Below are 26,698 nucleotides of genomic sequence, written 5' to 3' on the forward strand. Positions count from 1 at the left end.
GAGTGACAAGCTCCATATAATTTTAAAGAATGATAATAGATTTGCGTAGTGATACGGTAACCAAGCCTTCAAAAGAGATGTTGGAAGCCATGATGCAAGCCGAAGTAGGTGATGATGTTTTTCGTGAAGACCCTACTGTAAATCGTCTTGAATCTCATATTGCTGAACTTTTTGGAAAACCCAAAGCCTTATTTTTCCCTAGTGGCACGATGGCCAACCAAACGGCTCTTAAATTGCATACGCAGCCCGGAGAGCAGGTTATTTGTGATAAGTATGCGCACATTTATAATTATGAATCTGGAGGAGCCTCTTTCAATAGCGGAATTTCTTGTAAATTAATTGATGGCGACAAGGGCATGTTCACGGCAAAGCAAGTGATTGATGCCATTAATCCGGACGCTTATTATTACAGCAAAACAACGCTTGTTGAAGTGGAGAATACCACGAACAAAGGCGGTGGAGCCTGTTGGGATTATGAAGAGCTTAAAAAAATAAGAACGATTTGCGACTCTAATAACTTTGGTTATCATCTGGACGGTGCGCGTTTATGGAATGCCCTCGTGGCTAAAAATGAAACACCGAAACAATATGGTGAAATATTCGATACCATATCGGTATGTTTAAGTAAAGGGTTGGGTTGTCCTGTTGGATCTGTATTAATAGGGGATGAGGCCATTATGGAAAATGCCCTCCGTATTCGAAAGGTTTTTGGCGGAAATATGCGTCAGGCCGGGTATTTGGCAGCAGCAGGATTGTTTGCTCTGGAAAACAATATAGATCGTTTAAAAGAAGATCATGATAAAGCCAAAGACATCGGGAAAGTACTTGCCACATTGCCTATGGTTAATAAAGTTGAGCCTGTTGAAACGAATATTGTTATTTTTGAATTAGAAAGCCAGGTCAATGAAACCGAATTTATTGATCAACTGGTTGAAAAAAATATTAAAATCATCAGTATGGGCGGAGGTAAATTGCGCATGACTACCCATATGGATTACACCAATGATATGCATGAGGTGCTTTTAAAAGCTCTGAAAAGTTTAACCTAAGCTTATTTGAACATATCCATACCCGGAATATTTGGCATACCGTCCTTGGCTGCACTCGCTAATTCAGCTTCATTAATTTTTGTAGCCTTTTCGATAGCTTTATTGAGCGTCATTACTAAATAATCCTCAAGTTGTTCTTTATCCTCTAAAAGGTCATCCGCGATCGTAATCGATTTAATCGTTCTGTTGGCGGTAAGCGTTACTTGAAGCTTATCATCAGAACTGGAAGCATCAACCAATACTGTGTCCAGGCGTTTTTTAGTATCTTCAACTTTTTTCTGGGCTTCTTTAAGCTTGCCCATCATTTGCATCATATCTCCAAACATAACATTATTTTTTAAGGTTATTCAAAGATATTACATTATTGAAAAATTAAAATACATGCATCAAAAAATTAAAAAATAGACGAAATTCTATTTCGAAGTTTTATTTTTGCCCACGCTTAAACGATTAATAGCTCTATGAGTCTGCAAACAAAGACAGTAAAACCTCCCAAAGCTGAAAAACACCCCAAGGTGTTACGCATCCATAATGACGAACGAACGGATGATTATTATTGGTTAAATGAACGCGATAATGAATCTGTTTTAGATTATTTGAGAAGTGAAAACGCTTATACAAAAGCCATGCTGTCGCACACAGAGGATTTTCAGAAGGCACTTTTTGAAGAAATGAAGGGTCGTATTAAAGAAGATGATTCTACGGTGCCTTATAAACTTAACGGGTATTGGTACATAACGCGCTATGAAAAAGGAAGGGATTATCCGGTTTATGTGCGTAAAAAGGGAACTTTAGAGGCTCCTGAAGAATTATTGTTCGATTGTAATGATATGGCTGAGGGGCATTCTTATTTTAACTTGGGAAGTATCGCTATCAGTCCGGATAATACCTTGGCTGCGTTCTCTACCGATGTGGTGAGTCGCCGGCAGTACACCATTCAAATTAAAAATCTAATGACAGGCGAGATCCTGCCGGATAAGATCATTAATACCACCGGAAGCGCTACCTGGGCGAATGATAATGCTACATTGTTCTATGCCATGAAGGACCCGGTGACACTGCGTTCTGAAAAAATTTGCAAACACAACCTGGGAACCGATAATAAAGATGACGACATCGTTTACCTAGAAAGTGATGCCACTTTTCACACCTTCGTTTACAAATCTAAATCCAGAAAATATATCATTATCGGGTCGTCCAGCACCATGTCTACCGAGTATCGCATTCTAAATGCTGATACACCGAAGGAACCTTTTACCGTTTTTCAGGAACGAGAAAAGGATCTCGAATACAGTATTGCACATTATAATGATGTTTTCTATGTGATTTCGAATGCGGACGGGGCTCAAAATTTCAAGCTTTCCAAAACACCTGAGAATAAAACACATAAAAAATATTGGACTGATGTTATTCCCCATCGACGTTCGGTTTTACTAGAGGATATTGAGATTTTCAGGGATTATTTAGTTGTCAATGAACGCGAAAACGGCCTTAACAGACTCCGGATTATGAGTTGGAGTGGTTTAGAGGATTATTATTTGTATTTCGAGTCAGAGACCTACAATATTTTTATTGGTAATAATCCTGATTTTGAAAGTGATGTATTGCGCTATGGTTATAATTCGCTAACCACACCAAGCTCAGTAATAGATTATAGCTTTTCCACTAAAACCAAGGAGGTTAAAAAAGAACAGGAAGTTCTGGGAGGGACCTTTGATAAAAATAATTACGTATCAGAACGTCTATGGGCAACAGCAAGAGATGGGGTTAAGGTTCCGATCTCTGTAGTGTATAGAAAGGATACCCCACTTGATGGAAGTAGTCCGCTACTTCAATATGCCTACGGGTCATATGGTTCCACAACCGATCCATCCTTTTCATCCATACGTCTAACTTTGCTAGATCGCGGATTTATATTTGCTATTGCGCATATTCGGGGAGGGGAATACCTGGGACGTCATTGGTATGAGGATGGTAAATTATTAAAAAAGTTAAACACTTTCACCGATTTCATTGATTGTTCGAAATTTCTGATTGAACAAAAATACAGTTCCGAAAAACATTTATATGCTTACGGTGGTTCTGCCGGAGGCCTTTTGATGGGAGCTGTTGTAAATATGAGCCCTGAATTATATCATGGTATTTTGGCGGCAGTACCTTTTGTGGATGTGGTTACTACAATGTTAGATGATACAATTCCTTTAACGACAGGAGAATATGATGAATGGGGAAATCCAAACAATGAGACCTATTACAGGTACATGAAGTCCTATTCTCCTTATGATAATGTAAAACCACAGATTTACCCTAATATGCTGATAACAACTGGTTTACATGATTCACAGGTACAATATTGGGAACCAGCAAAATGGGTAGCTAAATTGAGAGATCTTAAAACAGATGATAATATTCTGCTCCTTCATACCGACATGGAATCGGGTCATGGCGGGGCTTCAGGGCGTTTTGAAAGTTTGAAGGAAGTGGCTATGGAATATGCTTTTTTACTAGATTTAGAAGGAATTTCATGCTAATAAAAAAATTTGTCTTATTTTTGTCAGGTTTTAGGACGTATTCTTTTTGATAGAATGCTGCTTTTAAATAGCTTTTATGAAACACACTAATCAAGTTTTTGATAATGTACTAGATTTAGTTGGTAACACACCTCTCATAAGACTAAATCGTATTACATCAGAACTCAAGGGGAATTTCTTCGCAAAAGTAGAATCATTCAATCCCGGACAATCATCCAAAGACCGAATAGCCCTTTACATTATTGAACAAGCTGAAAAGCAAGGAATTCTAACCCCAGGCGATACCATTATTGAAACAACCTCAGGTAATACAGGTTTTAGTATTGCGATGGTAAGTATCATTAAAGGATATAAGTGTATTTTGGCTGTAAGTTCAAAATCATCAGCCGATAAAATTGATATGCTCAAAACCATGGGAGCCAAGGTTTATGTATGTCCGGCACATGTTAGTGCAGACGATCCGCGTTCCTATTATCAAGTAGCTAAGCGTCTTCATGAAGAAACAAAAGGTTCTGTGTATATCAATCAATATTTCAATCAGTTGAATATTGATGCACATTATAAAACTACAGGTCCTGAAATCTGGAATCAAACGGAGGGAAAAATAACCCATTTGATCGCTTGTAGCGGTACCGGTGGAACCATTTCAGGAACAGCGAAATACTTGAAGGAGCAAAATCCCGATATTCGAATCATAGGCGTAGATGCTTTTGGGTCGGTGATCAAAAAATATCACGAAACCAGAGAATTCGACGAAAAAGAAATTTATCCATATCGTATTGAAGGTCTGGGTAAAAATTTAATTCCTACAGCAACCGATTTTGATGCGATTGATGAATTTGTGAAAGTTACCGATGAGGAAAGTGCTCATATGGCCAGAGCTATTGCGAAGGCAGAAGGCCTTTTTGTAGGGTATACCTCTGGAGCTGCGATGCAGGCTTTAGCGCAATTGGGGGAAGAAAATCGATTTAAAGAAAGTGATCACGTCGTGATTATTTTCCCCGATCACGGATCTCGATATATGAGTAAAGTATACAGTGACAAATGGATGAATGAACAAGGCTTTTTCGACAGCGTTAATGCTCAAGCTACACAAGCCATTCAGTATATAAAGTAAAATAAACTAATAAATTTGATAAAAGCGTTTTTAATTAAGCATTAAAAGCGCTTTTCTTTTGCTTATTTGTTAATATTTGGGGCATAAAAATTATGCTCAAATGATAGAAATATTTAATTTTGCGGAGCTGATTTGCGGGGAACCACCGTTTATGTTTAATTTGTATATTAAAGCCAATAAACACCGGGGTGTTTTTTCTACCATCAGTACTTATTTTAATGCATAAGATTATTTTAAATGAAAGATTTATTTGAGAAAATTTATAAGGATAAAGGGCCACTAGGGAAATGGGCGTCTCAAGCTGAGGGCTATTTTGTATTTCCTAAATTGGAAGGTCAAATATCAAATAGAATGAAATTTCAGGGTAAAGAAGTTATTACCTGGAGTATCAATGATTATTTGGGCTTGGCTAACCATACTGAAGTTCGAAAAGTTGATGCTGAGGCTGCAAAGGAATATGGTTCAGCCTATCCTATGGGTGCTCGTATGATGTCTGGTCACACGGATCTTCACGAAAAACTTCAAAAGGAATTGGCAGCTTTTGTGAACAAAGAGGCCGCTTATCTTTTAAATTTTGGATACCAGGGAATCATGTCTACCATTGATGCTTTGGTTGGTAAAGATGATATCATAGTTTATGATGTGGATGCTCATGCCTGTATTATTGATGGAGTGCGTTTACATATGGGAAAACGTTTTACCTACAAACACAATGATGTTGAAAGTTTAGAGAAGAACCTGGAGCGTGCTACAAAAATGGCTGAACAAACCGGTGGAGGGATTTTAGTGATCTCTGAAGGTGTGTTTGGGATGCGTGGTGAGCAAGGGCGTTTAAAAGAGATCGTTGCACTTAAAAAGAAATTTAATTTTAGATTTTTAGTTGATGATGCCCATGGTTTTGGAACCTTAGGTAAAACAGGTGCTGGAGCAGGTGAGGAGCAAGGTGTTCAAGACGACATCGATGTGTATTTTGCAACCTTTGCAAAATCTATGGCCAGTACAGGAGCTTTTATTGCCGGAGATCAGGAGATTATCGACTATTTAAAATACAATTTACGGTCTCAAATGTTTGCCAAGTCGCTGCAAATGGTGTTAACCGTTGGTGCCTTAAAACGTTTGGAGATGTTAAAGACCATGCCGGAGTTAAAAGAAAACCTTTGGAAGATCGTTAACGCTTTACAATCCGGTTTAAAATCCCGTGGTTTTGATATCGGAACAACGCAAAGTTGCGTAACCCCGGTTTACTTAAAAGGTAGTATTCCGGAAGCTATGGCCTTAGTAAGAGATCTTAGAGAAAATTACGGAATCTTCTGTTCTATAGTAGTTTATCCTGTGATACCTAAAGGATTAATTTTACTAAGAATGATTCCAACAGCAACGCATACCTTAGAAGACGTTGAGCAAACTCTGGATGCGTTTGATGCTATTAGAGAGCGTCTAGATAACGGTACGTATAAACGCTTATCTGCCGCTGTAATGGCCTCAATGGGTGAATAAAAAAACCATAAACAAAATAAAAAATCCGATGCTTTTAAACATCGGATTTTTTTATGCTAATGATTTACGATAAGTTTTACGACGTTTGGATATTTTCGGATCGAAGCGCTTCCAAATCTTATGAATGGCTTCGTTTTCATCCAGTTCCGGTGTTCGGTAACAGGTTTCTATACCTTTTTCAGTAAAGGTTATATAATATTCATTAAAAATAATAGCGTGAACCCCTTTATTTTGATATTCCGGGGCAACCCCAATCAAATAAAAAATAACTTTCTTACTATGCTTTCTGGCCCGCAATAAATGTATAAATCCGAACGGGAATAATTTACCATTCATTTTTTGTAAGGCATCAGCAAAACTGGGCATAACAATAGCAAATGCAACCATGTTTTCGTTTTCATCTAGAACAAATTTTATGTACTCCGGATTCACAAAACTTATAAATTTCTTTTTAAAATAAGCCTTCTGGATATCGCTAATAGCGACAAAAGATGAAAGTTTTGCATAGCTTTTATTGAACAAATCGAACATCTGATCCACATAAGGCATCACCTCACTGGTTTTGGTAAAACTTAAGGCTTTTAGCTTGTAGCGCCTTTTAATTAAATCCTGGGCCTTCTCAAAAGCCTCCGGGTGTACATTACTGAACTTAAACTCACTTTCAATATAACCTTTTTCGATCTTCAGACCGTGTGCTTCATAGTGTTTTGGATAATAGGCTGCGTTATACCAGGTTACCATGGTCGATTTACTCTCAAATCCCTCGGTCATCACACCAACCTTATCCAGATTAGAAAAGCCCACCGGGCCTTCCATAAATTCCAGATTATTAGCTTTACCAATAATGGCAACCTCCTCCAATAATTTTTTAGAGACCTCTAGATCATCCTCAAAATCAAACCAGCCAAAACGCATCTTTTTAAGTTGCTGATCTTTCACTTCAGACCAATTGATAATAGCTGCAATTCTACCAACCATTTCTTTTCCTTTATAGGCCAGAAATAAACGGGCAGCGGCGGTTTCAAAAACAGGATTTTCTTTTTTATTAAAAGAATTCATTTCCTGACTTATAATAGGAGGGACCCAGTAGGGATTATCCTTGTAAAGCTTAAAAGGAAATTTTACAAAAGCTTTTAAGTCGGATTTAGAATGAACTTCTTTAATTGTTATCATATGACTATACTAAATTGTAAAGTGGTTTTTTAGTTATCGAATTCCTGTGCATCACGCTTTTGTTGCAAATGCGGTGGGATCTCATCTTTTTTGCGTCGTTTTTTACCACGTTTCCTGCGTTTTCCTTCATCTTTTGCCGAAGTACCGTTATCAATTTCTTTATCCTGATGAAAATCGAAGCGGTACGACATTCCTAAGTTAGCACTGAAAACCGCAGGGGTATCTTTCGTGTTAAAGGTTACGGCTGTATCCAGCTGAAAATTCTTGGTCCATAAATAAGCGCCACCAAATCGAAATAGATTATCAGCATAGAAATCACTTTGAATTCCTTGTGTTTCCCCGAAAATCACCCAATTCGGACTTAAAGCATGGGTTAGGGAGATCACATATGAAAAATCAGACTGATCGGTTCCAATACGTTCTTTAATTAAATTGGTAACTAAAACCCAGCCCCCGGAAAAATTATGTTGCGTGGCGATCATGATTTTCGGACTGAACCCTTCAATACCTCCTGCGGTATACGGGTTGTTATCAGTATCGTAATGTGCTCCGGCATAAATAGCCACAGCTGGAATTAAAGAGCGCCATCGAAACCCATGATTAGCCTTCCAACTGTATAAATTGGGCTTATTGGCTTCTTCATTCTTATTAGGATCATATAGCAAATATTTTGCTCCAACCGTTAAAGTTTTAAAATTGGCTCTGTCATTTACTGAGGTTGGATTCAACTTAAACACTTTTTCATCATTTTGATAGGTCCCTTCAATTTTCAACTCAAGTTCTTCAAATAAAAAACCATAACGTGCAGCAAAATCAATTCCAAAACCATCCACATTGTAAGCAGGAGCAGGGCTTCGATCTTCTTTTATTAGGTAAGGGCCCAATTCAAATTGCAGCACACCGGTGCCCACAGAAAAAGCACTTTTTGAGACCCCCGGGCGGTTGGAGTTTATCACATCTGTGTATTGGGCCAGGACCGTACCGGACCATAAACTGAGTAGGAAAATTAACGTAGATTTTAGTGGGTTCATAGGTATATATTTAAAAACTGTTCAATTATACTGTATGCGTGCCTGGGTAGTGGCACTAGTCAAATATAGATATTTTAAAGATTTTTTAGGGTTTTTCAGTCACATTTAAACACAATCTGTTGTAAATTTGTGAAAAATTAAACATTATGCAATATGCATCTGTAACCGGATTTGTTCGCATGATTCTTATCATCATGCTGATCTATTTCGGTATCAAAATATTAAGCCGCTTGTTTGCGCCCATATTGTTTAAATTCGTTGCCAAAAAAGCTGAGGAGCGTTTTGGCGGGAATTACAATCAGGGACAACAAAACCAGAAAACTGAAAAAGAAGGCGAAGTAACCATAGATAAAATGCCCAACAAAGGAAAAGCATCCAATGATAAAGTCGGGGATTATATCGATTATGAAGAAATTGAATAAATTTGATTAATTCCTTTTCAGGTATTCCCTTGTGCCGGAAATCACTCTAATTTTACTTATGAAGTATCCCGTTATAGCTGAGCACGTAAAACGTTATGTTTCTCCTAAACCGAAGGATATAGATTTGTTACAGTCGTTTCTAAACGAGGTTTCTATGGACAAAGGAACCTTTTTATTGCAGCCGGGCACACACGTAAGACACGAATATTTTGTTGTGGAAGGGTGTTTAAAAGCCTATTACCTTGATGAAAACGGTAGTAGTCACATCATTCAATTTGCTGTAGAAGATTGGTGGATTGGAGATTTTGACGCTTACTTCAATGAAATCCCTTCACGCTTATATATTGAGTCTATTGAGAATTCCAGATTGCTTTCCATTAGCTATGAGAATCTTCAAATTCTCTATGAAAAATCCCCTGTTTACGAACGGTACTTTCGTCTATTGATTACCAATGCCTTTATTTCACAACGTAAACGGATTTTATCAACCCTAGAAAAAGATACCAAAGCCCGGTATCTAGAATTTTGTACCTCTTATCCAAATATTGAAAATCGTGTTCCCAATTACGATATCGCTAATTACCTGGGCGTTTCTCCTGAAAACTTAAGTCGCGTAAGACGTTCCTTAAAAAGTTAAATTTTTCCTAATTGACATACATCAATTGATTTCCGCTCTTTGACACTTATCTTTATAATTGAACAAAAGGAAAGCTCGTGACGCTAATAAGAGTCTTTCCATATTAATCCTAATTTTTAAATATAAATATAAGAATGAGTAAACAACCCCTATTAATACCGTACCGAAATAATTTTAATCTAAGAAATCGTGTCGTTATGGCTCCCATGACCAGAAACAGAGCGGATAATGAAGGCAACGTGCCTACTGATGAGTTACATGGTGTTTATTACGAACAACGTGCCTCTGCAGGCCTTATAATAACTGAGGGTTCTCAGGTTTCTGAGCGTGCTGTAGGTTATATTAATACCCCTGGAATTCATTCGGATGCTCAAGTAGAAGGTTGGAAAAAAGTAACGAAACGTGTGCATGATAAAGGAGGAAAAATCTTTATCCAGTTGTGGCATGTGGGGCGTATGTCGCACCCCGATTTCCATGATGGTGAATTGCCCTTATCAGCTTCTGCTATAAATCCTGAAGCGCAGGCTTATACTGCCGATGGATTTAAAGATACAGTAACGCCAAAGGCGATGACTAAAGAAGAGATTAAAACAACCATTAAAGACTTTCAAAATGCAGCGGCCAATGCTGTGGAAGCCGGGTTTGACGGAGTAGAAATTCACTCGTCGAACGGCTATTTATTTCATCAGTTTTTCAATGCCACCTCAAATCATAGAACCGATGAGTATGGCGGTAGTATTGAAAACAGAGCGCGATTCTTTTTTGAAACTCTGGACGCTGTGAAAGCCGTTATTCCTGAAGAAAAAATAGGAGCGCGGTTTAATCCGTCGCTTAATGGCATCTTTGGAACAACGATGGATGAGGAAACAATTCCGACATTCGAATACATTATTAAAAAATTAAACGATTATAATCTGGCCTATATCCATTTGTCAGAACCCTTTAATGATGTTTCTGATATTCCGTTTGCGGTGACCGAAATTGCAAAACATTTCCGTCCCTTATACAACGGAACCCTGATGATCAATGCTGGTTTCGATCAAGAGAAAGGGAATAAGGTGATTGAAGACGGTCATGCCGATTTAGTATCCTTTGGAAAATTATATGTTTCCAATCCGGATCTGGTAGAACGTTTTGAACACGATTTAGAACTTGCCGATTGGGATAGCGATACCTTTTATACACCCGGAAAAAAAGGCTATATTGATTATCCGACAGCCGAATTAAAAGAGGCTTAGAAAACGAACTATTAACTTAAAAACCAAGAAATAAAATGAAATTTACAAGAAAAGCAAAAGCTGTCTGGAAGGGCAGTGGCAAAGAAGGAAAAGGCGCATTAACCACAGGAAGTAAAGTGCTTGAAAACACCCAGTATTCCTTTCATACCCGATTTGAAGACGGTAATAAAGGAACAAACCCTGAGGAATTAGTAGGTGCGGCACATGCCGGATGTTTTGCGATGCAATTGAGTTTTTTATTAAATGAAGACGATTTCACCGCTAACACTCTGGATGTAGATTCAACCGTAACCTTTGAGGACGGCGCCGTTACCAATATTACTTTAAATCTGGAAGGTGATGTACCCGGTATTGATGCGGAAAAATTTCAGCAGATCGCTCAAAAAGCGAAAGAAGTTTGTCCGATTTCAAAACTATTAAACGCCCAGATAGATTTAAAAATAAACCTAAAAAACGCATAATTTATATATGAGTGAAACAATTAAAGCATACGGAACCGAGGCCGCAAAGGCGGATTTAAAATCCATGGAGATTGAGCGTCGGGCACCCGAAGCTGATGATGTTAAAATAGAAATAACTTATTGTGGTGTATGTCACAGTGATATACACACAGCACGAAACGAATGGGGCGGCACGAAATATCCCGTGGTCCCCGGCCATGAAATTATTGGAAAAGTCGTGGAAGTGGGTAAAAACGTGAGCCATTTTAAAGTAGGCGACCATGTTGGCGTAGGCTGCATGGTAGATTCCTGCCAAGAATGTGAGTCTTGTAAAAGAGACTTGGAGCAGTTTTGTGAAAACGGCGCCACGTTCACGTATAACAGTCCGAATCCACACATCCCCGGAACGCAAACCTATGGCGGTTATGCCACATCTATTGTGGTCGACCAACAATTTGTATTGCATGTTCCTGAAAATATTTATAAGCCGGGAGCCGCACCTTTATTATGTGCGGGAATCACCACCTGGTCGCCCTTAAAACACTGGAATGTGAAAAAAGGGGATAAGGTAGGCGTTGTTGGATTAGGCGGCTTGGGCCACATGGGTGTTAAGTTCGCCCATGCTTTAGGCGCACAAACTGTGATGATTACCCGTTCACCTGAAAAAGCAAATGATGCCAAAGATTTGGGTGCTGATGCGGTATTAATATCCACGGATAAAGATACCATGAAAGCCCACGCCGGAAGTTTCGATTTTATTTTGAATACCATTCCGGTAGGCCACGATATGAATCCATATCTGAGTTTGCTTAAGATTGATGCCACGATGTGTCTGGTAGGGGCTGTAGAACCCTTAAAACCATTCCACGGCGGGAATATCATTATGGGACGTAAACGCATTGCCGGATCCTTAATAGGTGGTATTAAAGAAACTCAGGAAATGCTTGATTTCTGTGGCGAACACGATATTTTGAGTGATATCGAAATGATCGATATGCAGAATGTTAATGAAGCATACGACCGTGTGGTTTCAAGTGATGTAAAATACAGATTCGTTATTGATATGGAATCTTTGAAGAAGTAACACAGCCTCCTTTAATTGATTAATAGCTTTACTGATTAATAGCTGTGTTAGACCGGTATCTTTTGGATACCGGTTTTTTTTGTAAATGAAAATACCGTTTGTCGATTAGGAATTAGAGGAAATCATTTTTTTGGTTAGAAATTTAATGCTTTAGAAGGTAGAACATTAATAAAATTTTCAACTTCACCATTAATAATGAATTACCCTCAAATTCAATTTATTTATGAACGAAAATTATGATGTTTTTTTATTTGAAGATCATCAAATAGTAATAGACAGTTTTCATAGGGCTTTTAATATTATTCAAGAACGAAATGGAAACATCAATTTTAATTTTCGGCAGGCTCAATGTTGTAAACAAGCATGGAACTTAATTTCGCAAATATCAAATACTAAGGGGAATAAAATATTTCTTATTGATATTAAATTAAAACCTGACCAAAAAAATAAATTGTACTCTGGTGAGGATTTAGGAGTAAAAATAAAAGCGTGTTTTCCAAAATCTAAAATTATAATTTGTACTAGTCTTAATCAAAATAGCAGAATACTAAATATTATAAAACAAGTTAACCCGGATAGTCTTATTATTAAATGCGATATTGACTTTAATGAATTGGTTTTAAGCATCAATAAAGTTATTCAAAACGAAACTTATTACAGTAAAACAGTTATTAGTTTATTAAGAAAAAGAACAATCTCTCCCTTTGTTTTGGATATTTATGACACTCAAATACTAATGGAATTGGCACAAGGATCTAGGATGAAGGAGTTACAGGAATTAATTCCATTGTCAAAAACAGCAATTGAAAAAAGAAAGCGACAACTCAAATTATATTTTAACGTTGATACCGATAGTGATAGAGAATTAGTTAAAGCGGCCCGCGAAAATGGATTTTTGTAGTATAAATTGAAATGTGTTCATTTTGAACACTAATTGTATGGAAAATGAACACCTTGTAAGAGGTTTAGTTTTTTAGCTTGCACTCAAGCGGATGCCGAAAAGCTTAGAGAGTAGGTATTATTTTAAATTTTATTACTATGAGTAAATTAACATTAGATGCTTTACAACAAAGAGCTGATTCTGTAGCTACAGAAGATTTATTGAAGTCTATTTCAGGTGGTACTGAGAATGCTTGTCATGATGGTGATTGTATTGAGCCAGACTATAGTGCTCCGGGAGATGGTGCCGCGGGTGGATTCCTTAGAGCAGGTGCAGCGATTGCTGAATATTTCGGATGGAATTAATTTACATAATAGGCTGTCTAAGATTAAGATAGCCTATTTTTTAAGATATAATATGAAGATAAACCTAATTAGAAAAGTTATTATACTTTCTGTTTTATTACCTGTTTTGGTGATATTAAATTTAGTTTTTGCTGCCTTTTTCTTTGGAAAGTCTGAGAACTTTGATAATTATAATTCTATAGTAATAGTTATTTCATTTGTAATAGTACTTATAATCTCAAAGAGATTTTTTCTTTTAAATTTTGGAAGAGAGAAATTTATTTTTAAAGAATTTTTAATTGCCACAATTCTGGCAATTTTTCTATTCATCATTTTTTATTTTGAGAAAGTTTTATTTGATGTATATATAAAATCGCCTATATCAATTTTAATGATTTTTTCAATTGTTTTATGTCTTCCCATTGTCGAGGAGTTATTCGTAAAGAAAGTTATTTTGGATAATTTAATTTTAATTGGTTATAAAAAAATATTTGTGATTTTAATTCCTTCAATTTACTTTGCTATTCTTCATTTTCCTGAAATATATATGACTCATCTTTTTGTTGGATTAATTACTTCATGGGTTTATTATAAGAATAAAAGTATTCTACAAGTGATTTTAATACATTTTCAATACAATTTATTCATAGTTGTTTTCAATTATTTGTGATATTATTTTTTTATGGATTTAATCAACATTTTGAAAGAAATTAATAAAATATACTTGTTTTTTTTGACGGGGTTTGTACCCCCTACGATCGACACATCTTTAAAAAGGCGAATACTTTTTTTTCTAAATATTTTATTAATACTTGTTATTACAAATGTGTTTTCGATTTTGTTGACGTTTTATTCTCAGGAATTTTTTCATTTTGATTTACCAGAAAAAATAGACCGCGATAGAGATTATAGTTTGAGCTCGATTCACAATCTAATTATTGCGGTTATAGTTGCACCTGTCTTTGAAGAGTTAACTTTTCGAAAGGGGTTGAGGTTTTCAAAAAATAATTTAGTTATCACTATAGCTGGAGCTTTATTTTTTGTTCTTAGGATTGTTTTTATGATTAAAATGATGATCGTAATCCCAATAATAATATCTGCGGTAATCCTTCTGTCAACATATAAGCATAGAAATTTATTTTTGAAATTGAATGCGTTCTGGAATAGCAGTCCTAGAGTTATTTTTTATGTATCCTTGTTTTTATTCACTTTTTTACATTTGTTAAATTATGACATTTCACTTCGAGTTTTACTATTTTCTCCATTATTGTTAATATCTCAATTTTTGTCTGGTATTATTTACAGTTATGTTCGACTTAAGGATTCTATTTACGCATCAATTTTAATACATTCCATAGATAATCTCTTATTAATACTTTTTTTGAATTTTCTTTGATATTTACTTACTATAAAATGAACTTAGATTTCGTTAATAATCCTTATTCTGATATTATTCAACTTTTAATATATCGCGAAAACTTAAATGTTTTGAATAATGGTGATCAATTTTTTGCTGAACCTTTAGTTTTCGCCTACTTTAATAACAAAAAAAACAACCTTTTTCCAAAGGCTGTTTTAAAAGAAATTTTACAAAGTTATTTTTTTAAAAAAGAACCATTGAAAATAAAATACTCTTTTAACCAAAATGGTGTAGCCTATATTCCTAAACTCGGTTATTTTAAAGAGAGAGAGATCACACCTTTTGAACCCATACTCATGCTTGAAGATTTTGAGGTTTTAAAGGAAATTCACCCATTACTAAAAAAATATTTTGTTGAGTTCTATAAAGGACATATTGTAAATAATTCTCCAGCGTTTAAATCTGTTTGGAAAGAACATTACGATGAGTTAAAAGAAGCCATTTTAACTATCAAAATCTATCTTCCTGAATTTTACGATGAACTTAAATTTGCTAACAAAAAAATATACCTACACGACAATCCAAAGATTTTAAATTTCACGACAATTGAAACCCTAGGAATGCTTTATTTCTATGTCGTAGGGAAGAAAAATCTCGTGTATTTTATAGAGGAACTCATTCATCAAGGATCACATAACTATTTATATTACATAATTCATAATAAAAGGGATTTTTTTAAGATAGACGTTGAAAATTTAGTAATGCGAGATTTCAACAATAAAGATTGGGATTATAGAACTATTTATGGAGCGTTCCATGGATTATTTACAGTTAAACAGCGTGTAAAGTGTTTTGATAAACTCCTGTCTCAAAATGTATTTTCAGGTCCGTATAAACATGAATTACTTGGGCGATTAGCGGATCAGTTTTCAAGATTTAGAACAGGGTTGGAGTTACTGGATTTGAACGATGTGTTTACGCCTAAAGGCGTTCAGTTTTACGAAGAATTAGATTCAAATTGTTACGCCATTCTTGAAAAATATAAATCTCTCAAAAATGAATTTGATTTGAGTAATCGCGATTTAGATTTTAGATATAAGGATTTTTGTGAATTAAATCCGTTTGAAACGTTTCAAAAGAAGGACGAATTTAATTATTATCAATTTTAAATTAAAGTAAATTTTTAAATGTCAAAAATCCATAGTGTAATTATAATTTTTCTATCTGTTTTTTTTATCCAATGTAAGCATGAAACCAAAATATCCAACGAAACTCCTGAAAACAAAAGAAAAAGACATGATTCACTTGTTGAAACCTATGTTACCAACTGTTCTAAAAATTATAATTACAGATATCAACTAAAAGAATGGCAACACTGCCTTGATAAAGGTTTAGAGCAAGATAGTACCGTGGCCTATTTTTGGCAACAAAAAGCCATGCCATATTTTAAATTTCGTAAGTACGAAGTTGGTATGAAATATCTGGATAAAGCCGTTTTGTATAACGAATCAAGATGGCTCAGCTATAGAGCATTTATCAAATGCATTTTTGCTAAAACGTATAAAGACGCTATCAAGGATTTTGAAACATGTATTAAAAATGAAGGCAATACTTATGTGATGGATCATACCTATCAGTTTTACATAGCCTTAGGTTATTTACAGCTCAATGAATTTGAAAAAGCCGAATCGATTTTTAAAAAAGATACAGAGGAACAAGAAAAGGAGTGGGGTGAAGCTCATTATTTAGATTTGTTTTATTACGGAATTAGTAAGTATGAACTGGGAAAGTGGCAAGTAGCCATTATTGAGTTTGATAAATCATTAGAGCAGTATAAGCAATTTTCAGATGTAAAATATTATAAAGCGCTTTGTTTGGTGAGATTAAAACAATTTGAAGAAGCTAGGCTATTATTTGAAGAATCAAAGCTTGATAGAAGTAATGGATATTCTATTAATGAAGACAATAGTGTTTATGAATATTATCCTTATCAGATCGTATGGTAATTCATAAATCTTTTCCAATCAAATAAAAACCAAATTACCCAAATTAATCCTAAACTAATCTACAATGAAAAAATTACCTTTATTATGTATTATAGTTAGTACACTTTTTAATTGCGACAATAACGCGCAGAATTTCACATTAGAAAATCTTCAAGACACTGGGAACTTAATAATCTCAAATGTTTTCGTGGTGAGTATGGCAAAAGACACCATTTTAAAAAACCAGAACATACTGGTGGAAGATGGTCGAATAAAATTAATGACAACATCAAAAATTCAGGATACAAAGGATTTTAAAGTTGTAGACGGGACGGGAAAATATGTTATGCCAACTTTGGCCGATGCTCATGTGCATTTACCTGAATCTGAAGATGAATTCAGAAGAATGATGCAATTATACCTTATTAATGGTGTTACTAAATTACGTTCTATGCGTGGTGATTTTAAACAACTTGGTTTGCGAAAAAAATATAATACGTCAACTTCTATTTATCCTAAGCTATATCTTGCCACACCACCCATTTCCCGAAGACAGGATTGGTCACCAGCTCTATTAAAAGATTCCATTGAATACTGGAAAAAAAGTGGTTTCGATTTTATAAAAATTTTAAGCGTTAAAAACCAAGATGTTTTTGAGAACATAGATTTATACAGTAAAAAATTCGATTTACCATTAACCGGGCATTTTCCAAGTAACGTAAACGATAGTATTTTTTTTCAATCAAATTATAGTTCATTAGAACATTTAGGGGGACTTCTCATTTCAATTGATACTTTAAAGGAAAGGCTTTTAGCTATTAAAAAACATAACATGGCCTTATGTCCAACATTAAGCTGGTATAGTATTGGTTCAGGCAGATACTCTTATGAGGAATTACGCCAGTTACCAGGAATGGATTATGTGCCAGAATCAACTATTAATGATTGGATTATAGGAACCAAAAAATACAGAGAGAAATTGGGACAGGAGGCGTATAAAGCAGAAGTAGATTCCGAGCTAAATATATTAAAGACCAAGTATTTAATAATTAAAGTTGCCCATGACATGGGAATTAGTTTTTTGTTGAGTCCTGATAGCTCTTCCAAATACATGGTTCCCGGATTTAGTGTATTGGGAGAAATGAAACTCCTAAAAAACGCCAATTTAAGTAACTTCGATATTTTAAAAATGGCTACTACAAATTTTGCTGCTTATTTTCAGGAAGATTATGGGGAAATAGAGGTAGGGCAGAAGGCTGATTTTATTTTATTAAATGAAAATCCATTGCAAAATTTAGATGCCTTAAAAAGCATTGAGGGATTATATTTTAATAATCACTTTTTAGATTCACAACAACTTCAGGACATGCGTTTGGCTTTACGCCCTAAATCACGGATTTAAATGCCCAAGAAAAATAGATTCCCCTTTTACAGGCAATTGGATTACCGCGATTGCGGACCTACTTGTTTAAGAATGATCGCCAAATTTCATGGTAAGGGTTTTTCCAGAGAGTTTTTAAGAGATAAGGCAGGCATTACCCGGCAAGGTGTAACTATGGCAGGTATTGCTGATGCTGCTGAAATTATAGAAATGCGTACACTAGGAATGCGTGTTTCTTTAGAAAGTTTAGTAAATGAAGCTCCTACACCGTTTATTGTGCCTTGGCGACAAAAACACTTTGTCGTTGTTTATAAAACATCCAAAACCAAAATTTATGTGGCTGATCCTGCCCAGGGATTATTGGAGTACACACATGACGACTTTTTAAAGGCATGGACTAATAATATTTCAGATGGAACAGGCTTTGTTTTACTATTAGAGCCAAATACAAAATTTTATACTTTAGAAGAAGACACCTCTAAAAAACATGGCTTTTCATTTTTATACCCCTATATAGAACCCTATAAAAAATTAATATATCAGTTATTTATTGGGCTTATTGTTGGTACTATCATACAGTTTCTTACACCTTTTTTAATGCAGTCTATTGTAGATACCGGGGTAAATACACAAAACATCCCGTTCATTTATTTAATACTAATAGCGCAATTAATTTTATTTCTATCTCAAACATTAGTTAGGGTATTTAGAGAATGGCTGCTGATACATATAACCAGTCGATTTCAAATAAAAATGATTTCTGATTTTTTATATAAAATGTTGAAATTACCGATTACTTTTTTTGAAACCAGAAATACAGGAGAGCATTTACAACGTATACAAGACCATGCAAGGATTCAAAACTTTGTGTCTTCTTCATCATTTAACATGGTGTATTCATTGGTGTTGTTCGTGGTTTTTAATTTTGTCTTGGCGTTTTATAATTTAAAAATATTTTTCGTTTTTATCGTTGGAGCGATATTCTATGTGGGTTGGACATTCTTTTTCTTGAAGAAAAGAGCCGAATTGGATTTTAAACGTTTTGATGAAAGTTCGCAAAGTCAAACTTCTTTAGTTCAAATTATTAATGGTGTTAAAGAAATTAAGATCAATAATTCACAAAGAAAAAACCGTTGGAAATGGGAGCAAATCCAAATAAGTCTTTTTAAAACATCTTTAAGCTCACTTACTTTGGCACAATACCAATCTATTGGCTCTGGATTTATAAATGAATTAAAAAATATATTCATCACTTTTTTATCAGCAACAGCTGTGGTAAACGGAGAAATTACTTTGGGTATGATGCTTTCTATCCAATACATCGTGGGCCAGCTTAACTTGCCTTTAAGTAATTTTATTGGGTTTATTCAGGTTTGGCAAGACGCAAAAATTAGTATTGAACGACTTTTACAAGTACACACTAAAAAAGACGAGGACGAATTAATAGACAATAAGGTTAAAGAACTTCCTCAAAAGAAAGATATAATTATCAAAGATTTATCATTCCGTTATGGGGGTAAATCAACGCCGTTTGTACTGAAAAATATCAGTTGTATACTTCCAGAAGGCAAAACCACGGCTATTGTTGGAGCTAGTGGAAGTGGTAAAACAACTTTGATTAAATTACTTCTAAAGTTTCACGAACCAACAAAAGGAGATATACTTATAGATGCTGATAATTTAAATCATGTTAATAATGATTATTGGCGAATGAACTGTGGGGCAGTTATGCAAGACACTTTTATATTTAATGATACCATAGCAGGAAATATTTCAGAGTCTGAGCAAAATGAAATTATTGACCGAGAAAAATTAAAAAAGGCATCATTTATATCCAATATTGAAGAATTTATAGAAAAACTTCCTAACAAATATAACACGGAATTAGGAACTTCTGGCATCCGATTAAGTGGAGGACAAGAACAACGAATCATGATCGCGAGAGCGGTTTACAAAAATCCTTTTTTCGTATTTTTTGATGAAGCCACTAGTGCATTAGATGCCAATAATGAAAAAATCATTATGAAAAACCTTAATGGATTTATAAAAAACAGAACATCTGTTATAGTTGCACATCGGTTAAGCACAGTTAAAAATGCAGATAATATTATTGTTCTGGAAAATGGAGAAATAGTAGAGCAAGGAAATCATGAAGAACTTACCTTAAAAAAAGAAAAATATTATGAATTAGTTAAAAATCAATTAGAGCTCGGTAAATAATATGGAGGAGATGAATGAAGAATTAAATATTTATAGTGAGGAAGTTAAAGATGTTTTAGCGGACCCTCCAAAAGCCATTTTTAGATGGGGAAATACATTACTATTAGTATTTATTGGTATAATTATTTTTCTTTCATGGCTCATAAAATACCCGGATATTGTTGTTGGGCAAGCCATGTTAACCACTGAAATCCCACCACAAAAAGAATTCGCAAGAGTAACAGGAAAAATAGATTCTTTGTTTGTTGAAAATTACCAAGAAGTAAATAAAAATACGCCATTAGCTCTTATAGAAAATACGGCCAAGTACAAGGATGTAATTTATTTAAAATCTATTTTGGACACCCTAAATGTTAATCAATCCTCTTTTAACTTTCCATTAGAACAAATGCCCATGCTTTTTTTAGGTGAAATAGAAAATCAGTTTTCATTGTTTGAAAACAGTTATGTGCAATACCAATTGAATAAGGAGTCTAACGCATACTTAAACAATAATTTAACTAATAGTTATACCTTATCACAACTTGAATACAGATTACAAAATTCAATAAATCAAAAGGAAATAAATGAGGAAGAACTTATTTATAAGAGAAAAGATTTAGAAAGAATAGAAAAATTATTTAAAAAAGGTGTTGTTTCTGCCCAAGAATATGAAAACAAGAAATTAGAGTTTCTTCAGGCTGAAAGAGGCTTAAAAAACATAAGCTTGGCTATATCACAAATAAAAGAAAATATCAGCAACACTAATAATCTTAAACAACAAACAACCATAACCAATACAAGAGAGGAAATCAATTTACTTAAAGCTGTAATACAGTCCTTCGACCAACTAAAGTCATCAATAAAGGAATGGGAGTTAAAGTATTTGTTTAAATCTAATATTGACGGAAGGGTATCATTCATAAAGATTTGGAATAATAATCAAACTATAAATAGTGGCGATTTTGTTTTTACAATAATTCCAAAAAATTGTGGTGCTTATATCTGTAAAGTTCAAGCTCCCATTTTAAACTCAGGTAAAATAGAAATTGGACAAGACGTAAATATTAAACTAAGCGGATATCCTGATAATGAATATGGTGTGCTTAAAGGAAAAGTTCAGGATATTTCATTAATTCCAAACAATGAAGGCTTATATTTAATAAATGTTTCACTACCAATAAATTTAATAACAACTTACAAAAAGGAGATTGAGTTCAAACAGGAAATGCGAGGCTCTGCTGAAATTGTTACCGAAGATTTAAGACTCATAGAGCGGCTTTTTTATCAGTTTAAAGAATTGTTCAAGCAGAATAATAAATGAGATGTTTTTTGCTCTAATGCATTAGAGATTATCAAATTCCACATATCCAATATTTAAAAAAGACCACCCTACAACTGTAAGATGGTCTTTTTTTTAAATTGTGTTATACCGTATTAAGGTTTTGAAACGGCATTTGCATCTAAAATAACCGCTGTCTGGGCCAATAATCGACCTTTAACAGAAGCTCCTGTTTGCAAGGTGATTCCCGTCATACTCAAAACGACCCCTTCAAAATGGGCGGTTGTGCCTAAAACGACTTCACCGGCAACTTGCCAAAAAATATTTTTAGCTTGTGCACCACCAGTTAAGGTGATGTTTATGGCAGAACTCATGGTTAAATCACCAGCGATCTGAAAAATCCACACATCATCGGCGCTTCCTGAAATGGTCACATTCGAAGGAATAGTCACTGTGTTGGTCCATTTGTAAAGACCAGCTTCCAAAGTCATACCACCAATATTTCCAGTGCCTAACTCAGAAAAATCAGGAGTTGGACGTCCTGCAGCGTCATTATAAGCCGCTAGCATATTTTCAACAGCTGTTGTCAGGTTGGTATTGGTAGGTGTTGCCATATCAGCCGCATAAACTTTACCAGTCACTTGTGGTGACGTGGCGTAGCCTGTAGCATTGGTAAGTCCAAAACCGGTAATGTAGGAGGTGGCTGCCGGACTCAGACCCAAATCGCCAGTAATGGCAGACGTCGGTGCGTTGTTAATAGCTGTTTTAGCCAGAATCACATAATTTCCTGAGGCACCTAAGTTGACTACAGATAAGCCTGTCGTGGTACCGGTAACGAAGGACCATGTTCTTCCGGTCACCAGAGCATTACCAACCATATCCGTAACATCGGTTGTGATGGTTGCTGTATACGTTAATCCTTCACCTAAAATTGTGTCGGGGATAAAACGAGCCGTCATATTCGCGTATTCTATGGAACCGCTGATGGAATTCGTGCCTTGCATTAAAGTAAAAGAAGTATTGGTGAAGGTAGAGGCCTTCATATGTTCACTAAAGTTTATGGCAATAGCTTTATTACGCGCTACATTAGTGGCATTGCTAAAAGGATCTGTTGAAACTACCGTCGGCGCTGTAGCATCCGTATTTACAGCCGTAGTAAAAGTGTAGCTATAATCGGAAGCCATCGCATTCTGGTTGGCGTCAAGCGCATCACGGGTGATAAGCACTGTATATAAGGTGTTTCCTTGTAACACATTAACCGGGGTAAAAATAGCGGTTTTGTTCGCATAGGTTACAATACCATCTACGGAAGTAGAGCCATTTGTTAAAGTAAAGGTCGACGCGTTTATGGTGGCCAGATCCATATCGTTATCAAATTGAACTGCTATAGTGGCGTTGACCGCGACATCAACGCTGTTTTCAGCAGGATTTGAAGCGACTACGCTAGCGCCATTATTGGCTGGCGTGTCGTTTTTATTACAACTGGCGAATAATAATAGTGGTACTAAAACCGCGAGGTGTAATTTTTTTAGAATTAATGTACTTAAAGTCATATATCGTATGTTTTGTTTGCTGGCAAAGGTGACGCTAGTTTTGTGTAGCGCTGATATATAATCTTGCTTTATAGTTACACAATTCACATAATTAAGAAATTGAAAACGTATTATGGACTATTCATTGTAGAGGATAGAAAGCTTAGAGTGGATGTGTTTGGTGTATGGAATATGTTGGGGAGGATGCTTTGTTATTTTCTATTTTACATAATATAAATTATAGAACAAATATTTAAAAAAGCAAATTGCGTGTAGCTTGGCTATTTGGAAATAATTATAGATTTAAGGCCTTTAGGCCTGTAACGTCAACAATTGTGAAATGAATTTATGGGTTTGGAAACATTAAGGTTTTAAAATGGATTTTTTCTAAAGGTTATTAGTTATGATTTCTTTTACCCAATCATTTAATTTTTCATTTTCTTGAATAACGAATTCTTGACCAATATTTGCTGATTGAAAATATTTCGTTTTAAATGATTTTTCAGAGTGATATGTAATTTTCAAATTTTTAAAAAATTCTGGTAATACCCATTTACTTCTGGACATGCCTTCACTTTGATTAGTAAGCACCAGATTATTTTTAAAATTTAGGGTGCCCGCTCCATTAAAATTATTATCGAAAGAGAGTTTATCTCTTGCAACATAAATACAATTTGTGTTATCATTTATGTAATCAAAATTACAGTGCGGATGATATTTGGTATATTCTGGAAATTCATCGCCATATTTATAAATTTCTCCAATTTGTAAATATCCAAATATTACGTGTAAATCAGCTGCTTTTTCCTTGTAAGTAATTTTTCCGTTTTTAAATTCTGTTTCTTTAAACCATCCAAAAAACAAAAATAAATCTCCAATTTCAACTTTCTGATTGACCAAATGGCCTTGTGCTGCATGAGATTGACCAAAGAGAGGTTTCCAGTTGGATTTTCTATTTTTATGAATATCCTTTCTTAAGTCCGGATCTAAATGGGCACATGTATCAATGTTTATTTGAAAGTTTTTTGGACTTAATTCCTTAATTATTTCATAATATGTTTTGTCCTCATAATTTAAATCATGAAAATTTAAAGTGTCCTGTTTCTGAGGTATCGGTAAAGAAAGTAGAGTTCTACCATCGGGTAAAATTGGGCTAGGTTGTCCTCCATAACTTGAATCAAAACCTTTTCTGCTTAATATAACTTTCATTGCTTTAGCTCAAAAATTAATACACTTTTGAATAGCTAAAACTATTAGCTATCCAAATATGTTTTTATTTTATTTTTTAATAAGTGAATTCACAATATTATCTACCTCAGAATTAGTGAAAATTGGTTCAAAAAATTCTAAATAATTATTTAGTTCTTTTAAAAGTTTAACCTTAACATATTTAAATTTTACCTTGGGCTTGGCGTTTATCATTACGATTATATTTCGGATTGGAATTTGTTTTTTCCCCCAATGATGACTATCCAGATTAATATTATTAGCTATAAAATACAATGCGAAATTAGTTCTGTTGATTTGTTCAACAGGAGATCTTAAGTCCAATTTATTAATTGATTGCTTGCTCCAATTTTTAGTCTCCAAGATAAACAAACCCGCTCTTGAAATCAGCAAATGGTCTATTTGAATAGAGTAAATTCTATCATTTGTACGCTTGTTATAAATAGGTGAGGAAAATTTTAAATTGAAATCATTTATAAGTGTATAATCATCTGATAACTTAGAAATCTCTTTTTCTACCATATTTTCCCCAATAGCTCCTGCTATCAAAGGCCTTAATTCATCAATTGTATTTTTTTTATATTCTAATTCATCAATTTCAACCCTACTCCTATTAAGAATAACATTTTGTTTGTTTTTAGAGAGATAAGAGAGAGAAATAGAATCACGTTGTATTTCTTCATTAATACTTTTCAACGAATTATTAATAATCAGATCACGATTTTTTGTCAAATACAGGATCTTTTTGTTCAGTTTTCTAGTTTTAAAAAATAAAATTAATTTCACAAGTAAAGAGGCGCTACTTTTTTTTAATTCTAAAATTTCCTTACTCTTTTTATAAATCTCAATATTATTTTCTAATTTTTCAGTCTCATCTTTTCTTATGAATTCAATCCTTTTCTCATTATTTCTAACCCTCTCAGTTTTATACTTTATCTCCTCACGTAAGGCCTTCTCATGAAACTCAAGTACTTTTTTCTTTTCATTTGAGAACTCGTCACAAAATCTATTCATGTCACCAATTGAACTGAATCTAGTAATATTTCTCTTATTCAATTCATGTCTTAACCTTTTTAATGATTCTATTTGGCCAATTATTCTTGCCATTTGTGGATAAGTACTTTTTTATTTTGTTACCGAAGTGTTTGTATATGGTATGTTGCGTGTATTTAGCCCCTAATTTAGCAAATACAAACCGAAAATAATTTCATTTCAAATTATTGACAACGGTCTTGTATATGAAAAGTAGCGGATTTTATGCACTAGCTTTTCGAATTATAACAGACCTTCAATTTATTATTCATTTCCTATCGATTAAGCGATTAAACCGCTATTTTTTATATTCGTTGTTAGGCTACGTTTTTTCTTTGCGTGTTTAAGTATTCAACAAGACATTCAGGTGTTAAAGCATAAATGCTTAATGAAGTTAAGGCACTAGGATATTCAAATTTCAAACTGCACTTATGTTTTTCATCAAATAATTCAGGTTCTTTTTTACATATTTCTCCTTGAAGTCTTGTTAAAAAGGAAATGAAAAACCGAAGCTCGAATTTTCCCCTGAAAGTTGAATAATAATCTGATTGCTCAAATTTGGCAATTTCATTATTCAATACTTCAGTATCAACTTTTGGTGCTTCATTAAAAATTGCTTCAATTTTGTCTTTTGAATCTAAATCACTAAAATCAGATATTGTACTTAAATCAGTATTAACTGGGTTTTTAAAGTAATTTTCTATTTTTCCGTCAATATTTAAACGTGTACTATTTTCGGTTTCTTCTCTAATGCGATTTTGACAAGAAAGCCACGAGTTTAAGAGCAAAGTATTCGCGTGAAATTCTGCTCTAGTTTTGTTGAAATAGTCTATTACTTTTTGAAAGTCAGGATGTTCCGTGTCCAAACTAAATTCATTTATGAGAATATTTTTTAACACTTCTATTTTAGAGTATTCATTTTCAATTGAATAGGATGGGAGACAATAAATGTTGTCAAACGAACAATTTTCGGAAAAATCTTTGTCAATGAAATATAGCTTGTCAATATCACTATATTCTTCTTTGGTTGATATTAATTTTTCCAATTTTATTAATTTGTCTTTATTACCACATACGATTCCTTTAAATTCTCTTTGAGTGATATTTTTGATTCTGATTCCGTAATATTTATTATCCTCTTTACCTTCAAAAAAACAAAACAAACCTTGTGTGTTGTTTTTAAGTTTTAGGATAAATTCTGTATAAGCTGCGTGTTCAGAATAGCTTTCCTGTCTTAGTTTTTCTGCTAAATCCATA

Annotated in this window: 25 protein-coding genes; 18 read left to right on the forward strand and 7 right to left on the reverse strand. The window is 34.4% G+C overall.

What is annotated here, in order from left to right; translation table 11 throughout:
* Window positions 1-29 precede the first annotated feature (29 nt).
* The gene (locus tag V8G61_RS12260) at window positions 30-1,049 is read left to right on the forward strand and encodes a threonine aldolase family protein (protein WP_394876036.1); all 1,020 of its coding nucleotides are present in this window, start codon (window positions 30-32) and stop codon (window positions 1,047-1,049) included.
* A gap of 2 nt (window positions 1,050-1,051) precedes the next feature.
* Here the strand turns inward: V8G61_RS12260 and V8G61_RS12265 are convergent, their stop codons facing one another.
* Window positions 1,052-1,375: a YbaB/EbfC family nucleoid-associated protein gene (locus V8G61_RS12265; RefSeq protein WP_394876037.1), complete on the reverse strand. Its 324-nt coding sequence runs from the start codon at window positions 1,373-1,375 to the stop codon at window positions 1,052-1,054.
* A gap of 135 nt (window positions 1,376-1,510) precedes the next feature.
* Here V8G61_RS12265 and V8G61_RS12270 point away from each other — a divergent pair, with 135 nt between their 5' ends.
* The 3 genes from V8G61_RS12270 to V8G61_RS12280 all read left to right on the forward strand — a co-directional run bounded on the left by V8G61_RS12270 (window position 1,511) and on the right by V8G61_RS12280 (window position 6,194).
* Window positions 1,511-3,580 carry a S9 family peptidase gene (locus V8G61_RS12270; RefSeq protein WP_394876039.1) on the forward strand — a complete coding sequence of 690 codons (2,070 nt, stop codon included), beginning with the start codon at window positions 1,511-1,513 and terminating at the stop codon, window positions 3,578-3,580.
* A gap of 76 nt (window positions 3,581-3,656) precedes the next feature.
* On the forward strand, window positions 3,657-4,697 hold the full coding sequence (locus V8G61_RS12275) for a PLP-dependent cysteine synthase family protein (protein WP_394876040.1): 1,041 nt from the start codon (window positions 3,657-3,659) through the stop codon (window positions 4,695-4,697).
* 237 nt (window positions 4,698-4,934) lie between these two features.
* Window positions 4,935-6,194: an aminotransferase class I/II-fold pyridoxal phosphate-dependent enzyme gene (locus V8G61_RS12280; RefSeq protein ID WP_394876041.1), complete on the forward strand. Its 1,260-nt coding sequence runs from the start codon at window positions 4,935-4,937 to the stop codon at window positions 6,192-6,194.
* Window positions 6,195-6,245: 51 nt separating this feature from the next.
* Here the strand turns inward: V8G61_RS12280 and V8G61_RS12285 are convergent, their stop codons facing one another.
* Complete coding sequence (locus tag V8G61_RS12285) at window positions 6,246-7,367, reverse strand: GTP cyclohydrolase (RefSeq protein WP_394876042.1); 1,122 nt, start codon at window positions 7,365-7,367, stop codon at window positions 6,246-6,248.
* A 29-nt stretch (window positions 7,368-7,396) separates the two neighbouring features.
* Window positions 7,397-8,398 (reverse strand): transporter, encoded by a 1,002-nt coding sequence (locus V8G61_RS12290; RefSeq protein WP_394876043.1) that lies wholly within the window; start codon window positions 8,396-8,398, stop codon window positions 7,397-7,399.
* A gap of 146 nt (window positions 8,399-8,544) precedes the next feature.
* Between V8G61_RS12290 and V8G61_RS12295 the strand changes: the two genes are divergently transcribed.
* The 14 genes from V8G61_RS12295 (at window position 8,545) to V8G61_RS12360 (ending at window position 21,692) form a co-directional block, all read left to right on the forward strand.
* On the forward strand, window positions 8,545-8,820 hold the full coding sequence (locus V8G61_RS12295; protein WP_394876044.1) for a DUF4834 family protein: 276 nt from the start codon (window positions 8,545-8,547) through the stop codon (window positions 8,818-8,820).
* Between the two features lie 58 nt (window positions 8,821-8,878).
* Window positions 8,879-9,457 carry a Crp/Fnr family transcriptional regulator gene (locus tag V8G61_RS12300; RefSeq protein ID WP_394876045.1) on the forward strand — a complete coding sequence of 193 codons (579 nt, stop codon included), beginning with the start codon at window positions 8,879-8,881 and terminating at the stop codon, window positions 9,455-9,457.
* A 134-nt stretch (window positions 9,458-9,591) separates the two neighbouring features.
* Complete coding sequence (locus tag V8G61_RS12305; RefSeq protein WP_394876046.1) at window positions 9,592-10,695, forward strand: alkene reductase; 1,104 nt, start codon at window positions 9,592-9,594, stop codon at window positions 10,693-10,695.
* Between the two features lie 35 nt (window positions 10,696-10,730).
* On the forward strand, window positions 10,731-11,156 hold the full coding sequence (locus tag V8G61_RS12310) for an OsmC family protein (protein WP_394876047.1): 426 nt from the start codon (window positions 10,731-10,733) through the stop codon (window positions 11,154-11,156).
* Between the two features lie 7 nt (window positions 11,157-11,163).
* On the forward strand, window positions 11,164-12,219 hold the full coding sequence (locus V8G61_RS12315; RefSeq protein WP_394876048.1) for an NAD(P)-dependent alcohol dehydrogenase: 1,056 nt from the start codon (window positions 11,164-11,166) through the stop codon (window positions 12,217-12,219).
* Window positions 12,220-12,442: 223 nt separating this feature from the next.
* Window positions 12,443-13,120: a hypothetical protein gene (locus tag V8G61_RS12320; protein ID WP_394876049.1), complete on the forward strand. Its 678-nt coding sequence runs from the start codon at window positions 12,443-12,445 to the stop codon at window positions 13,118-13,120.
* A 137-nt stretch (window positions 13,121-13,257) separates the two neighbouring features.
* On the forward strand, window positions 13,258-13,464 hold the full coding sequence (locus V8G61_RS12325; protein WP_394876050.1) for a hypothetical protein: 207 nt from the start codon (window positions 13,258-13,260) through the stop codon (window positions 13,462-13,464).
* Between the two features lie 52 nt (window positions 13,465-13,516).
* On the forward strand, window positions 13,517-14,113 hold the full coding sequence (locus V8G61_RS12330) for a CPBP family intramembrane glutamic endopeptidase (RefSeq protein ID WP_394876051.1): 597 nt from the start codon (window positions 13,517-13,519) through the stop codon (window positions 14,111-14,113).
* Between the two features lie 12 nt (window positions 14,114-14,125).
* Window positions 14,126-14,839 (forward strand): type II CAAX prenyl endopeptidase Rce1 family protein, encoded by a 714-nt coding sequence (locus tag V8G61_RS12335; protein WP_394876052.1) that lies wholly within the window; start codon window positions 14,126-14,128, stop codon window positions 14,837-14,839.
* A gap of 17 nt (window positions 14,840-14,856) precedes the next feature.
* Window positions 14,857-15,972, forward strand: coding sequence for a hypothetical protein (locus tag V8G61_RS12340; protein ID WP_394876055.1), 1,116 nt, complete (start codon window positions 14,857-14,859; stop codon window positions 15,970-15,972).
* Between the two features lie 18 nt (window positions 15,973-15,990).
* A complete protein-coding gene (locus tag V8G61_RS12345; protein ID WP_394876057.1) occupies window positions 15,991-16,809 on the forward strand; it encodes a tetratricopeptide repeat protein in 819 nt (272 codons plus the stop codon).
* A 64-nt stretch (window positions 16,810-16,873) separates the two neighbouring features.
* Window positions 16,874-18,190, forward strand: coding sequence for an amidohydrolase family protein (locus tag V8G61_RS12350; protein ID WP_394876060.1), 1,317 nt, complete (start codon window positions 16,874-16,876; stop codon window positions 18,188-18,190).
* The gene (locus V8G61_RS12355) at window positions 18,191-20,389 is read left to right on the forward strand and encodes a peptidase domain-containing ABC transporter (protein ID WP_394876062.1); all 2,199 of its coding nucleotides are present in this window, start codon (window positions 18,191-18,193) and stop codon (window positions 20,387-20,389) included.
* A 10-nt stretch (window positions 20,390-20,399) separates the two neighbouring features.
* Window positions 20,400-21,692, forward strand: coding sequence for an HlyD family secretion protein (locus tag V8G61_RS12360; RefSeq protein WP_394876063.1), 1,293 nt, complete (start codon window positions 20,400-20,402; stop codon window positions 21,690-21,692).
* Window positions 21,693-21,805: 113 nt separating this feature from the next.
* On the opposite strand, the gene V8G61_RS12365 is transcribed toward V8G61_RS12360, so the two are convergent.
* From V8G61_RS12365 to V8G61_RS12380, 4 genes are all read right to left on the reverse strand, one after another.
* The gene (locus V8G61_RS12365) at window positions 21,806-23,203 is read right to left on the reverse strand and encodes an ice-binding family protein (RefSeq protein WP_394876064.1); all 1,398 of its coding nucleotides are present in this window, start codon (window positions 23,201-23,203) and stop codon (window positions 21,806-21,808) included.
* Between the two features lie 366 nt (window positions 23,204-23,569).
* Window positions 23,570-24,391, reverse strand: coding sequence for a hypothetical protein (locus V8G61_RS12370; RefSeq protein WP_394876065.1), 822 nt, complete (start codon window positions 24,389-24,391; stop codon window positions 23,570-23,572).
* A gap of 69 nt (window positions 24,392-24,460) precedes the next feature.
* The gene (locus V8G61_RS12375; RefSeq protein ID WP_394876066.1) at window positions 24,461-25,516 is read right to left on the reverse strand and encodes a nuclease-related domain-containing protein; all 1,056 of its coding nucleotides are present in this window, start codon (window positions 25,514-25,516) and stop codon (window positions 24,461-24,463) included.
* Window positions 25,517-25,758: 242 nt separating this feature from the next.
* On the reverse strand, window positions 25,759-26,697 hold the full coding sequence (locus tag V8G61_RS12380; protein WP_394876067.1) for a DUF4435 domain-containing protein: 939 nt from the start codon (window positions 26,695-26,697) through the stop codon (window positions 25,759-25,761).
* Between the last annotated feature and the right edge of the window lies 1 nt (window position 26,698).

Origin of the sequence: Gaetbulibacter sp. M240 (assembly GCF_043876815.1) — a bacterium.
In the GTDB taxonomy this organism is placed as follows: Bacteria; Bacteroidota; Bacteroidia; order Flavobacteriales; family Flavobacteriaceae; genus Gaetbulibacter_A.